Raw genomic sequence first — 13,546 nt, forward strand, 5'->3', positions numbered from 1 at the left:
AAAGAATAAAAGGAACTTTATGAATAACATTACCATTAATTACGCAAAGGACAGCAAATTAACCGACTTTGGAAAAGCAGTTCTATCAGACAGGTATTTAATAGAAAATGAAAGTTATCAAGACCTCTTTGCACGTATTGCTAATTACTATTCTGATAATAAAGAACATGCGCAGCGTCTTTATGACTACATGAGCAACTTGTGGTTCATGCCTTCAACACCAATACTCAGCAATGGTGGCACTAAGAGAGGGTTACCTATCTCTTGCTTTCTTAATGAAACCGAAGACAGCTTGCAGGGAATAGTTGATCTATGGAACGAAAATGTTTGGCTTGCTGCACGTGGAGGAGGCATAGGTAGTTATTGGGGAAATTTACGCTCAATAGGCGAAAGCGTAAAGGGTAGCGGCAAAACATCAGGAATTGTTCCATTTATTGTAGTGCAAAATGCTCTAACGCTTGCAATTAGTCAGGGATCCCTAAGGCGAGGAAGTTCAGCAGTCTACCTTCCTGTATCTCATCCGGAGATAGAAGAGTTTCTAGATTTACGCAAGCCAACAGGCGGTGACCCAAATCGCAAAGCGTTAAATATACATCATGCTGTAATAGTAACAGATAAATTTATGCAGGCTGTTGAGAATGATCAAGAATGGAATTTAATAAGCCCTCACAACAATAAGGTTATTTCAACTGTAAAAGCGCGGGATATATGGATCAAAATATTAACAGCAAGAGTTGAAACTGGAGAACCTTACATTATTTTCCTTGATACAACAAATAACAATAAGCCAGAATCTTACAAAAAGCTCAACTTAGACATCAAGATGTCAAATCTATGCAGTGAAATAACTTTAACCACAGGTTATGATCACCTGAATAAGTCACGCACTGCTGTGTGTTGTCTATCATCCGTAAACCTTGAGTACTACGAAGAATGGAAAGACAATAAACTCTTCATAGAAGATATAATGCGCTTTCTTGATAATGTATTGGAAGATTTCATAAATAAAGCACCGAATGAAATGCAGCGAGCAAAATATTCTGCAGCCAGAGAACGCAGTATTGGTCTTGGTGTGATGGGCTTTCACTCATTTTTACAAAGCAAAATGGTTCCTTTTGAATCAGTAACAGCACAACAATGGAATAAAAAAATATTTAAGTATTTACGCGAGCAAGCAGATATAGTTTCTAAAAAATTAGCAGAAGAAAAGGGAGCATGTTCTGATGCCAAAGAAGTTGATCTAATGGAAAGGTTTACACACAAACTCGCTATTGCTCCTACTGCCTCGATCTCCATTATTGCAGGTAATACCTCCCCTGGAATAGAACCATACGCAGCAAACGTATTCATACAAAAGACACTTACAGGTTCATTTGTAGTGCGAAATAAATTCTTGCAAAAACTATTAGCAGAAAAAAATCAAGACAATGATAAAATATGGTCTTCAATTTCAACAAACGAGGGTTCCGTTCAGCATTTAGATTTTCTTAGTGAGCATGAAAAATTGACATTTAAAACAGCGTACGAGCTTGACCAAAGATGGATTATAGAACATGCAAGTGATAGAACTTCGTATATTTGTCAATCTCAATCAGTAAATCTGTTCTTACCTGCCAACGTACATAAACGTTACTTGCACAAAATACACATGCTTGCTTGGAAAAAAGGATTGAAGAGCTTATATTACTGCAGATCACAATCAATGCAGAGAGCCGATAAGGTCTCGCATGACATATTCAAAAAAAGTGAAATATTGCAACAAAAAACAGATATTGACTACGATGAATGTCTGTCATGCCAATAGCGGCCTTACTCAAAAAAAGTAGAGAGAAAGTTAAGCAAATGGGTAAATAGACTTCTTGCATAACCATATAACGCACTTTTATTGGGAATAGAAACGAAAAAACTTTCTTGACAAACTCCGCCAGCCCCCTTATCATGACGTCCAGTACAATGTTGCAAATTAAAAATCTCTCCATCCTTTGCTGGTTCTTCGATTCTAAACGCCACTTCTACCTGGTCATAACCAATCTGAATTCGTTCTACTAATGCTTTAATGATGCCACGCTTAGTTTGCCAATCTAGCTGTTCCAAATTAGATTTTACACTGGAATAAAGACTCTTTATAGTGTTGATGATAAGGTTCATTCCCTTCTCTATTGCTTTTTGATCAACTACCTTTTTCTTCTCTTCTTCTATCCCTCTTAAGCGTTCCCTCATTCCTTTCATCGTCTGTTTAAATTCTTCCTCACTTATATATCCTTTATCTCCTACATTTTCTTGACTATAATAGTCTTCCATTAACTTTTCGATGCCTTGTTTTATTTGATTTTCCCTTCTTGCAAACTTCTTATCTGATGATTCATCATTTTTATTTTCTGCAATTCTACGGTGATACTCATTTTTTATTATCTCTGGGTTTTTTAGTAAATTTTTCACCTTTTCCCATATAGCTGTTTCTAACATATCTGTACGGACCAATTTATTAGTACACTTCTCCCTACCATCAGTAATACGTATAGTATAGCTCTTTTTACAATAATCCGAACAGACCGTAATATGCTACTGGCCTGCTATAGCCATAAACACATATCTTATCGCATTCGGACTATTATAAGAAAGGCTATATCATTTGATGTGCAGATTTTCTTGATAGTCGGTCAGGTGAATGAATATAAATTTTATCAATTTGATCTTCTCCTACTTTATCACGTAATGCATCTAAACCTTCACGTTCTAAACTCCACCCACTAAGCCCATCATCCTTAAATTCATACTCATTCAATAACTCATGCTTATCTGCAGCAATTCTATGCTTGAGCTCGGCAATTTGACTCTCTATTGTATTGTTCTGCGCTTGACTCTTCGATGAAACTCTTGCATATAAGGCCACTGTTATCATTTTTCTTTATCTCCTTTTCATTGTTTCTTTTTACCGCATACCTTAGTAACAGCTCATAGGCGTCTGCTAGATGTTGTTCCGCTAATTCATCTGGCTCGTATCGGCAAGTTATAGCTCTTTTTACAATAATCCGAACAGACCGTAATATGCTACTGGCCTGCTATAGCCATAAACACATATCTTATCGCATTCGGACTATTATAAGAAAGGCTATACATTGGTGTTGCACCGTACTTATTCAGTTGATTAACTTCAGCTCCAGCCTTTACCAGCTCTTTTATTATTTCAACTCCTGCTCCTCCTATTTTGCACGCAGAGTGCAGTGGCGTACATCCAGTGACATATTGAGTGGCATTTACTTCTGCTCCCGAACTTAGCAGCACTTTTACATTTTCTAAGCTTTTCGCAAATACTGCACAGTGTAGTGGTGTATAACCATTTTTATCTCTTGCATTTACCTCTGCCCCTTTTTTTATTAATAATCTCACTGTTTTGTAATCAGAGATTTCTACTGCTTGATGCAAGATCGTCTCTCCTTCTTCATTTCTTTTATTAATGTTTTTAAACCCGTTACTTGATACTTCTTTAAAAAACTTACTCTTGCTAAAACTCATTTCATACCTCACAAAATTAGCTTTTCTAGCGCTAGATAAATTTCTTATGTTTACCTGCTGCTATTCAAGTCATGTCCTTTTTAGCATGAGAAAGCAAGTCTTTTTCTTTTTATTTCATACACTTTTACCTATTATTAATATAATATATGAGTGTCTAAATATAAGCACTTAACTTATTAGAGATATTATTCGACTATCTTTCCAACTTCTGTGCAAATGTCGATGTTCATGCCACTTCAGTACTCCCGGGTAAAATACTAAAATGTGCTTTTCTAATTCGTGTATTGAGTCTTTTTGCTCTGAATCCAAATCATTTTTATAGTAAACGTTGTGTTCTGCTAAAACATATTTTCTGACCTTCTGATCTGTATAATTTTCTACTTTATAGTTGTGAGTAACGCTAAACCTTTCTAAAATTGGTTTGTGTTTTAAATTCCAACGTTGCCATGAAAGTTTATCGTTTCCCAATACAAATTTATTTCCTTCTTCTATGCTACCAACCGGAAAGCACGCATTTATTTCTTCTAAGTTCCAACTGTCCGATAATATAACTTGCGCCTTCGCAAACTTAATTTCTGGTAATAAACTCTGTGGTAATGGATATAGTGCTTTTAAGTTATACCACTGATGACTTCTTTCATAGACGCCTTTGTAATCTTTTGTATAAGGCTCTGTTTCTCCAAGTACTGCTACATCTAATCGATATATGTCATTACTAAATGTTTGTTCATAATGGTTGCGTAGATATGGCCTTTCTTATAATAGTCCGAATGCGATAAGATATGTGTTTATGGCTATAGCAGGCCAGTAGCATATTACGGTCTGTTCGGATTATTGTAAAAAGAGCTATACTACCTGTTCATTTATGCTTGGTGGTAGCCAGCTTCTTTCCTCTCCTGCTCTAGAAGTTATCCATGGAAGAAAATCTGTTAAAAGTTCTCCTATCTTCACTCTTACTTTTGCTTTCTCATAATCTACTTCTTTTACAACTCCTATTCGTACAATGTTTGCTAACTTTCTTTGCAGCTCTGAAATAGCAAAATTACTCTCTAACATTTTCTTCTATTATAATCGTATGTGGCTTAATCTTATTTTCTGTCCATATCGATTTACCTAAATGAAGCTGATGACTCCAATCAACCATCCACACCAAATATGCATCTAATTCGGGTCTAAATACGTCAATTTCTGCAGAGATAAATTCTCCTGGTGAAACATTTTTTATATTCCATGTATTTTTGTTTACAACTTTTGCCACCTCAGCAGCTAATGTTCTGACAATAATAGCTGCATTTTCTATTGTGCTATCAATCACAATTCGTGCTTCAAATCTTGCTTTCAGTGCTAATTCTTCTGTTACTGGATCTTTTCCCGATTCTAAACTCACAAGCTCTACAAATAACGCTGGCGCTAATAATTCTTTCCTTATCGATGGATAAATTTCACAAGTTTGAATTGCTGGTATTTCTTTCTTCAGCGTAGTGCAGATTGCGTTATGCAAATCTTTAAAATTCATATATTTCTTGTAATATCACGTTCAAAGAACTTTTCAAACACTTCCTCAACCTCATAATTAACAAGATTCCCTATTATCCTTGAAGCCTCAGGTTCGAGTGACAATTTATAGCTCTTTTTACAATAATCCGAACAGACCGTAATATGCTACTGGCCTGCTATAGCCATAAACACATATCTTATCGCATTCGGACTATTATAAGAAAGGCTATAACTTCCTTTATTGGCAATGCTGCTCTTCCTTCACGTTTAAACATACCGCTATTTCCTTTTGTCATAACTGCTGCAAATCCTCCTATAAACTCATGCTTCCCTACTTTCGATCCTCTTCTTGTTTTTTGTATTTTGCCAATTGTCGATGCTCTAATGTCGTAGAGATTTGCTCTAATTAACACTTCTAATCTGCTTGTTTTTGCTTTAAAAATTCTTAATCTCTTTCTTATCAAACTTAATTTTATCTTCTTTTCCTCACTGATTTCCTTAGCTGCTTGCGCTTTTAACCATAGTGCTGTTCTATTTAGTGCTTTTATAGCTGCCAGTTTTACTTTCTGCTCTTTTTCGTCAATATTGTAGACTATTTCATTAATATTGTTACTAATTTTAATATCAAACATTTTCTATTGCCTCAATTTTCCATATTTCACTCGAAGAATCTTTTAACGGTGGTTCAAAAATCTTGTAGAACCTTTTTTCAATCTTGATATAATCACCTATGCTAAAGGAAGTAACGTCCTGATCACGTATTTCTATAGAAGCAATTTGCTGAGTTAATGCTCCATCTGCACCTAGAGAGTACGTAGTCTCAGGACGTTTAATTAGCACTTTTATTCTACGAATGCCCTCCTTATTTTTATTACAATATGTGGCTTCCACTCCTAAATGCTCAAAACAATCTTCCAATAATTTTCCTATATTCATCAACTAGAACTAATTTTTACCAAAACTCCCGGACGATGGCACATTGGCAATGGATTCGACTGCGTATGTATAGCCTTTCTTATAATAGTCCGAATGCGATAAGATATGTGTTTATGGCTATAGCAGGCCAGTAGCATATTACGGTCTGTTCGGATTATTGTAAAAAGAGCTATACATTGATGTTGCTTGGAAAATGTAAGCTTGAACCAATAAGCCTAATATACAGTAAAGAAAAAAGGTGGTATACAATTGAATGTATTGAAAAAACGTCGCTACAAAACATTGGCTCAGGAATTGAATGTATTGATTTAACAGGAGTAATTTATCCACGTTATCAGAGTAACGGCTTAGAACGGCTAAAAAATATACGTGATACTAAAGAACCACACGTTCTAGTTGATAATTCAGGAAATATACTTGGAAATTTTGTCATTACTAATGTAGAAGAAAAACAGATATTATTTTTTCCTGATGGAAAACCGAGAAAAGTTGAGTTTATTTTGAAGTTAAAAGGTTACAGTAAGTGATTTATTATTACACGAAAGAAAACGAAATGTTAGATGAAATTTGCTGGAAACATTATGGATACAGTAGTGGAGCAGTGGAGGAAGTATTGCTTGAAAATTCAGGCCTTGTAGAACATGGAAGTTTTTTGCCCGCTGGATTAAGAATTAAGCTTCCTAAAATTCAAAAAATACCGAAAGAATCTGTTATAAACATTTTAGATGAATGACACCAGATTTTGATATAGTAGCAAAAAATAACCCAGTAACAGAGGTTTTAAAAAAGAGTTTAATATTACTACATGTCACTGATGGATCAGGTACTACAAGTGACGAAGCTGAGATATGTATTAATTATAGCTCTAGCGCTTTAGAACTTAAGGGTAATTTACAGGTTTTTCTAGGATATAAAGAAACAGGTTTATTACCTATGGGGGTATATAAGGCAAATCAAATTACAATACAAAGTCCACCACAAACTTTAAGAATAAAATGTGACGCTGCAAGTTTAAGAGGATCATTAAAGGAAAGAAAATCAAAGGAATGGAAAGACATTACCTTGGGAGATTTGATTAAAGAAATAGCACAAGAACATGGGCATGAAGGTAAAGTCGCTGAAAGATTTGAAAATATATTTATACCACATACCATTCAAGCAGATGAAAGCGACATGAGTTTTTTGGAAGGATTAGGCAAAAAATATGATGCACTAGTAAAACCAGCAGGAGGATATATAATTTTTATTCCGAAGGGAGAAGCAAGATCAGCGACTGGAAAGATGTTAGGTACAACAGTATTAACACCTAAAGATATTATAAATTGGGAAGTAAATTTTAATGTACGTAACAAATATGGATCTGTTATTGCAAAATGGCACAGTTATGAGAAGGGAGAAACTATAGAAGAGAAAGTGGGAAATGAGGGTCCAAGTTATACCCTGCAAACGCTTTACTCTACCGCAGAATCAGCAATTAGTGCAGCAGCAGCCAAGTTAAAACAACTAAAACGTAGTACATCAAATTTAAATGTAACTGTTCCTGGTAATCCAGAATTATTTGCAGAAGCTAAGATCAGCCTTTCAGGATTTTGTCAGGAAATTGAAGGTGAATGGGTAATTAGCAAGGCAGAACATATTCTGAATAATAGAGGATATCAAACTATAGTAGAGGCAGCAGCGAGCAAAGCTGTTTAAGTGAAACTTAAGCAAATGATTATTTAATTCTAAAAAAATGTTAGACATGAACAAAATAAGTAAGAACATAAAGAATAAGATAAATTTTCTATGGCTGATGATAACAATTATATGTGTTGTTATTACATGCTGCTATACAAAGAGTAAAGCTGTGGGTAATTATAAAGCAATACTACAAATTGCCTCTAAGAACTGCAGTTTGGCAGTTACAGAATTTTCAGTAAAAAACCTATTAGATATTAACACACAAATTCCTATGATGAGAGCTTTGCATTATTCATCTAGTTCAGGGTGTCTGCAAGTTGTAAAGTTTCTTGTAGAGGAAGGAGCTGATATAAGTGCCACAGGTGGATATATGGGATGGACAGCCTTGCATCATGCTGCAGATAAAGGCCATTTAGAGGTTGTTAAGCTTTTATTAGACAAAGGTGCAGATCCCACTGCTACAGCTAAAGATGGAAGAAGACCTAGAAATATGGCTGTAGTGGAATCAAGACACAATAAAGATAAACCTTACAGGGAAATCATTAAGCTACTTGCAGAAGCAGAGGACCGATACGAATCAACAAAAAGTAATCACTAAAGCTGTAAGTTTTCTATAATCTGTATATAAACTTCTAAAACTATCCATAATAGATTAATACCTTCACATGCAAAATCAAAAAATCCCAATAGCGGTAATAATAACAATAGTTCTACAAACTGTAGGATTCATATGGTGGTTGGCAAAACTTGACTTACGTGTACACATCCATGATAAATTTATAGAAAAAAACCAAGGACTAATCGAAATAGTCTATCGACTTGAAGAGAGAGTGAAAAACCTCACTGAAGAAGTCAACGAACTTGAAGCTATTCACAAACACAAATAAATTTTACAGTGACAAAGTACATTTTATCTGTAGATGGAGGTGGCATTAGAGGGATAATATAGCCTTTCTTATAATAGTCCGAATGCGATAAGATATGTGTTTATGGCTATAGCAGGCCAGTAGCATATTACGGTCTGTTCGGATTATTGTAAAAAGAGCTATACATTAAGCAAGGTACTGATAACAAGTTATGATATTAACAACAACTATCCTTTCTTTTTTAAGAGCTGGAGAGAAGACAGAAATTTTATCAGGCTAAAAGATGCACTCAGAGCTGCAACGGCTGCATCTACTTACTTTACACCTAAATATCTTAAAATCAACCACAAGGAAATGGTGTTAGTGGATGGCGGGGTGTTTGCCAATAATCCAGCGGCTTGTGCTTATGCTAGTGGTAAAAGGTTATTTCCAAATGACAATATTGTGCTGTTATCGATAGGTACTGGAAGAACAGATAGAAGCATAGCTAATTCAAGAAGATTAGGAAAAATAGGCTGGATAAAACCACTATTATAGCCTTTCTTATAATAGTCCGAATGCGATAAGATATGTGTTTATGGCTATAGCAGGCCAGTAGCATATTACGGTCTGTTCGGATTATTGTAAAAAGAGCTATACATGTGATGTTTGCTTCAAGTTTAGATGCAGTAAACTACCAACTTGATCAAGTTATAGCTGATAAATATATACGCATACAATCGCAATTAAAAATAGCATCATCTGACATGGATAATATTACATCAAAAAATATCAAATCTCTTCAGCAAGAGGCAAATGAAATGATAGAGGATAATCAGAAAGTGATAGAGAAATTCTGTATAGAAATATTAAATATATAACTATTTTTACTTATATCTTAATATATTGTTTAACACAATTCAATTTTCACACTCATCAGCAGTTAGGCCACTTGCTCGCACAATAATATCAATAGCAACACCTTCCTTAACTAGATCTTTTGCAATCTTGATTTTCTCTGCTTTTTTAACCTTCTCTTTACCAGTTTGCATTCCTTCAGATAAAGATCTAGCTACCATATCCAGTAATTCTTGATCCTCAATTTTTTCACATTTACCTACAAACCTCAAAAATGGCTCATTTTCATATTCTGTTAGTCCAAGAGCTTTAATGTTAACTGATAATGTCTTTGCTATCTTATATAATATTTCAATTGGAATGTCTGTATATCCTCGTTCATAGTCGTGTATTTCTTTAGGTGTTGAACCGATTTTATTTGCCAAGTCCTCCTGAGTGTATTCCCGTATTAATCTCTGCTCTTTTATCCTTTTCCCCACTTTGTAGAGTATAGAATCAGTACAAATTTCTTTCTCTATATCATCATACTCATAAGTAGATAAGCGAGTCACTTGGGAAATAATATCAACTGAAACTCCTTCTTTCACTAGATTCTTTGCTACTTCTATTTTCGCTTCTTCTTGGCTAATTTTCTCGCTAATATATACAAACCTTACTAATGGATACAGCTTCTTGCGTAATTCCTGATCCTTAATTTCTCTATGTATTTTTGTTAGATAGACTATTTCTTTATCCTCATCTTCGTACCAACCGTTTTCTCTTAGTACTGTTGGTCCTGGAAGTAGATCTACAACACTAACTGACAATGCTCCTGCTATTATATACGATTCTTTGATTGTAATAGCCTTGCACCCTAGTTCAAAGTTATGTATTTCCTTATGTGTTAAACCAATTTTGCTTGCTAGTTTTGCCCGAGTATACCCTTGTACTATGCTACAACCTTCTATTTTTTTCCCTAGCTCGTAGCTTACTGAGCCAATATGCTCTGAATTATCATAGATAAATCCTCTAAAAGCTGTTTTTCCTACAGAAGCAAACATATATTCTATCACAAAAAAATCCACTATTGGCTAAGTTTCTATGAAATCACAAAAATTTCTCAATCATATAATTTGATAAGCCTGTCGTTTGCAAGATAATATCAACAGAAATTCCTTCTTTCACTAAATTCCTTGCAACTTCAATCTTCTTTTCCTCTCTGACCTTTTCTCTACAAACATGTATACCTTCAAATAAAGACTTGATTAGCATATCGCGTAATTCCCGACTCTCAATCTTTTTGTATTCTTCTATCAAGTTTGATAGCTTTTCTTCCGCTTCACTATCCTCATCTGATTCGGGAAGTAGATCTATGATACTGATTGATAATACCTTTGCTATTTCATCTAACATTTCAAGTGAGACAGCAGCTCTCCCTTGTTCATACTCGTATACTCCTTGATTTGTTATGCCAACTTTATTCGCTAAATCTTTTTGTGTATATCCTCGTATCAATCTCCACTCTTTTATCCTTTGCCCTACTTTATATGGAACCGGAATTTTGTTCTCCTCATACTCACCAATAGATAAGTTATAGCTCTTTTTACAATAATCCGAACAGACCGTAATATGCTACTGGCCTGCTATAGCCATAAACACATATCTTATCGCATTCGGACTATTATAAGAAAGGCTATACATTACTAATTCCAAGAAAAAGGAGCATTTGGATCATCTGGAATTTCATAAAAAGGCAGCCTATCAATTAACAGACTTTCTTCATCTCTACTAAGATCTCTTGTTACAATATTGCAAAAATCTCTATTGCTCCCAAAATTAGCTGTTACTGCAGTCCTTAAATCTTGATTTCCTGCCACAGCTTCCTGAAAGCTGCTGTTATTGGCAAGATGAGTTTCCAGCACAGGTTTTGCGTCATTACCAAATTTGTTTTTCACATTCAGAATAGCTTGTCCCAATTTATTTGTGTTGCTACTAATTAATTTTTCTGCCACTCCTTCCTGCAAAATACGACTACCTGCTAAGATCTCTCTATTTTCATTATCCTTCACAACCGCTTTCCCTATTTCATCTACCTTGGTATTCAAAAGGTGCTGAGTTACGTTATTGACTAACGTCTTCGACTCATCTATATTGTCGCCTAAGCCACTTGCATTAAACAAATATTCAGCTAATTTTTCAGGGCTAACCTTCCCTTCAGTAATTCTTTTTGCTTCACCTTTCTCTATACTGCCAGCATTAAATAACAACTCAGCTAACCTAGAAGTGCCGACATTTTTTATTATATCTTCAATAAAGCTCTTTTGATCCCACTGATAATTCTCTACTAGTGCATTCTTAGCATCGTTAAATACTAGTTCAGAAATCTTATACGAGCTAACTTTATCTTCGGCAATCTTTTTGTCTGCAAGTTGATCTAAGTTACTTTTATTAAAAAGCAACTCAGCGAGTTTTATTGGATCAGCTTTATTTATAAAATCCTGCGAATTAAGATTTATTTTATTAGCAACATGAGTAGCAAGATTTTGACCAGTGCTATCAGTTATATCAAGTACTGTTTTTCCCAATATATCTTTATTTTCATCAGTAAGTAGCTGTACAGCGACTTCCTCAATTGATGGGCTTTTTCCATCTCTACCTGCCGGACCTTGAGGACCATCTGCACCTTTTGATCCCTGCACCCCCTTGTCTCCTGAAAAAGCTTTTGCTATCTTACCATCATAAGCATTTTCGTTATCAGCAGTTTGATCAAGAAATCTGCCTAATTTCTCCACTAAAATTGATTTCTTTTTCCCATCTCCTATATCCTCTGTTGCATCAAGTATTTTTTTCGTGAATTCTAAAATTTTTATATTAGAGCCATCAGCTTTAGCAAAATTACCCTTTTCTGCCAAAAAATCTTTTGCTGTTTTATTATCACCATATATTTCATATTTTTCATCAAGAAGCTTCCCTAATGTATTAACTAAAATTGAAGTTGCATTGGGATCATGTTTATAAAATAATTCCCTTGCTAATCTATTGATTCCGTCACTGTCACGAGAAATAAATCCTCTATCTGTATCTTCCTTAGTATATACATTTTCAACATCAACCTTTTTATTTAATCCTTCATCTACTTCTTCCTTAGTATATACATTTTCAACATCAGCCTTTTTATTTAATCCTTCATCTACTTCTTCCTTAGTATATACATTTTCAACATCAACCTTTTTATTTAATCCTTCATCTACTTCTTCCTTAGTATATACATTTTCAACATCAGCCTTTTTATTTAGGTAAGCAGGCAGAACATCTCGCCTAGGAAATGTACTCTCTAGTATCAAGTTAGAGATTCTATCACCCTTATCAAAATCTTTTGCATAAAATATCGCCTCCACTATGGACTTTTCTGCTAACTTCTCTTCAAGTACTGTATGTTCATCATTGTTAGTACTTTTCATATCAAGTAGACTTTTAAAAGCTGCCGCTAAACCTCCTACTTTATAGCTTATTTCACCTTGACCATCTTGTTTATATTTTAATTCCAGACTACCATTGCTTGCATCTAAAGTATACTTATTACCTTTCTCATCGCTCAAGGTTATAATTTTAACATTTTCCAAATTTGATATTGATGTACCGTGATTATCTTTAAACTCTACATTAGGTGTCATATCACTTCCTATTAATTAAAACGAAAGGATACGCAAAAAAATATATTTTTTTATTAATACATGATGCAAAAAGAGCTTTATTCTATTTTAAATATAGAATTGCAATGAATTTTCCTTTTATTTCCAAATAAACTAATTTTCACTCTTTAACATTAATTACCACTAACTCAAATAACACAACCATTTCCAGCATTCAAAACCAAGGGTCGTGAGAAGAGTTTGTTTTGGGATGGATTGGACCTACCAAATGACACGTGTGAACTTTTCTATATAATAATTCTACTATACCATAAAAGCAGCTATATTAGCCTACTTTTACTACATTTACATACGAACTAACTTACCTAACTTTGTTGCAAAGATTGCAAGTTCCTATTTTCATAACCCTACTTTTACGTAGCTTGTTCTCACAAAGATACGATCTTTTTGGGATCTTTGAAGAAGTAAATAATTGAAATCTTTGTAATACTTGGTTGCAATGTTTTTTAGAGACAAAAGGTATTTTCCTATATCTGAATACAATAAATTTGTAATTCTGAAAAAAAATATAAAACTATTGCT

General features: G+C 34.3%; 13 protein-coding genes and 7 pseudogenes. 7 read left to right on the top strand and 13 right to left on the bottom strand.

The window, feature by feature from the left end; genetic code table 11:
- Positions 1–19: 19 nt before the first annotated feature.
- Complete coding sequence (locus OPR46_RS04630) at positions 20–1,804, top strand: ribonucleoside-diphosphate reductase subunit alpha (protein ID WP_265043001.1); 1,785 nt, start codon at positions 20–22, stop codon at positions 1,802–1,804.
- Positions 1,805–1,809: 5 nt separating this feature from the next.
- On the opposite strand, the gene OPR46_RS04635 is transcribed toward OPR46_RS04630, so the two are convergent.
- The 10 genes and pseudogenes from OPR46_RS04635 to OPR46_RS04680 form a co-directional block, all read right to left on the bottom strand.
- A complete protein-coding gene (locus OPR46_RS04635) occupies positions 1,810–2,439 on the bottom strand; it encodes a hypothetical protein (RefSeq protein WP_265043003.1) in 630 nt (209 codons plus the stop codon).
- Positions 2,440–2,623: 184 nt separating this feature from the next.
- Positions 2,624–2,902: a recombinase family protein gene (locus OPR46_RS04640; protein ID WP_265043004.1), complete on the bottom strand. Its 279-nt coding sequence runs from the start codon at positions 2,900–2,902 to the stop codon at positions 2,624–2,626.
- Positions 2,903–3,114: 212 nt separating this feature from the next.
- Positions 3,115–3,516: pseudogene (locus OPR46_RS04645) on the bottom strand (ankyrin repeat domain-containing protein); the annotation flags it as partial.
- A 168-nt stretch (positions 3,517–3,684) separates the two neighbouring features.
- Positions 3,685–4,263: pseudogene (locus tag OPR46_RS04650) on the bottom strand (phage tail protein); the annotation flags it as partial.
- 102 nt (positions 4,264–4,365) lie between these two features.
- Positions 4,366–4,572, bottom strand: a pseudogene (locus OPR46_RS04655) (phage baseplate assembly protein V); the annotation flags it as partial.
- Complete coding sequence (locus OPR46_RS04660; RefSeq protein ID WP_265043006.1) at positions 4,559–5,032, bottom strand: hypothetical protein; 474 nt, start codon at positions 5,030–5,032, stop codon at positions 4,559–4,561. The pseudogene OPR46_RS04655 and the gene OPR46_RS04660, both read right to left, overlap by 14 nt.
- A pseudogene (locus OPR46_RS04665) lies at positions 5,029–5,139 on the bottom strand (phage tail protein); the annotation flags it as partial. The gene OPR46_RS04660 and the pseudogene OPR46_RS04665, both read right to left, overlap by 4 nt.
- Positions 5,140–5,243: 104 nt before the next feature.
- Positions 5,244–5,645, bottom strand: a pseudogene (locus OPR46_RS04670) (phage tail protein); the annotation flags it as partial.
- On the bottom strand, positions 5,638–5,931 hold the full coding sequence (locus OPR46_RS04675) for a head-tail joining protein (RefSeq protein ID WP_265043009.1): 294 nt from the start codon (positions 5,929–5,931) through the stop codon (positions 5,638–5,640). The pseudogene OPR46_RS04670 and the gene OPR46_RS04675, both read right to left, overlap by 8 nt.
- A gap of 17 nt (positions 5,932–5,948) precedes the next feature.
- Positions 5,949–6,086, bottom strand: coding sequence for a major capsid protein (locus tag OPR46_RS04680; protein WP_265043011.1), 138 nt, complete (start codon positions 6,084–6,086; stop codon positions 5,949–5,951).
- A gap of 42 nt (positions 6,087–6,128) precedes the next feature.
- On the opposite strand from OPR46_RS04680, the gene OPR46_RS04685 reads away from it, so the two are divergent.
- The 6 genes and pseudogenes from OPR46_RS04685 to OPR46_RS06765 form a co-directional block, all read left to right on the top strand.
- The gene (locus tag OPR46_RS04685) at positions 6,129–6,476 is read left to right on the top strand and encodes a phage tail protein (RefSeq protein WP_265043013.1); all 348 of its coding nucleotides are present in this window, start codon (positions 6,129–6,131) and stop codon (positions 6,474–6,476) included.
- On the top strand, positions 6,473–6,682 hold the full coding sequence (locus tag OPR46_RS04690) for a tail protein X (protein ID WP_265043015.1): 210 nt from the start codon (positions 6,473–6,475) through the stop codon (positions 6,680–6,682). The genes OPR46_RS04685 and OPR46_RS04690 overlap by 4 nt, the downstream gene beginning before the upstream one ends.
- Positions 6,679–7,644: a phage late control D family protein gene (locus OPR46_RS04695; RefSeq protein ID WP_265043017.1), complete on the top strand. Its 966-nt coding sequence runs from the start codon at positions 6,679–6,681 to the stop codon at positions 7,642–7,644. Before OPR46_RS04690 ends, OPR46_RS04695 begins: the two co-directional genes overlap by 4 nt.
- Positions 7,645–7,795: 151 nt before the next feature.
- Positions 7,796–8,227, top strand: a complete 432-nt coding sequence (locus tag OPR46_RS04700) for an ankyrin repeat domain-containing protein (RefSeq protein WP_319606855.1) — start codon at positions 7,796–7,798, stop codon at positions 8,225–8,227.
- Between the two features lie 67 nt (positions 8,228–8,294).
- Positions 8,295–8,516, top strand: a complete 222-nt coding sequence (locus OPR46_RS04705) for a hypothetical protein (RefSeq protein ID WP_265043020.1) — start codon at positions 8,295–8,297, stop codon at positions 8,514–8,516.
- Between the two features lie 168 nt (positions 8,517–8,684).
- Positions 8,685–9,355: pseudogene (locus OPR46_RS06765) on the top strand (hypothetical protein); the annotation flags it as partial.
- Positions 9,356–9,394: 39 nt separating this feature from the next.
- Here the strand turns inward: OPR46_RS06765 and wmk are convergent.
- The 3 genes and pseudogenes from wmk to OPR46_RS04730 form a co-directional block, all read right to left on the bottom strand.
- Positions 9,395–10,372, bottom strand: coding sequence for a WO male-killing family protein Wmk (gene wmk, locus OPR46_RS04720; RefSeq protein ID WP_265044089.1), 978 nt, complete (start codon positions 10,370–10,372; stop codon positions 9,395–9,397).
- A 46-nt stretch (positions 10,373–10,418) separates the two neighbouring features.
- A pseudogene (locus OPR46_RS04725) lies at positions 10,419–10,904 on the bottom strand (helix-turn-helix domain-containing protein); the annotation flags it as partial.
- Positions 10,905–11,014: 110 nt separating this feature from the next.
- Positions 11,015–12,985, bottom strand: coding sequence for a hypothetical protein (locus OPR46_RS04730; protein ID WP_265043022.1), 1,971 nt, complete (start codon positions 12,983–12,985; stop codon positions 11,015–11,017).
- Between the last annotated feature and the right edge of the window lie 561 nt (positions 12,986–13,546).

The sequence above is a fragment of the Wolbachia endosymbiont (group A) of Scambus nigricans genome (genome assembly GCF_947251485.1).
GTDB classification, from domain to species: domain Bacteria; phylum Pseudomonadota; class Alphaproteobacteria; order Rickettsiales; family Anaplasmataceae; genus Wolbachia; species Wolbachia pipientis.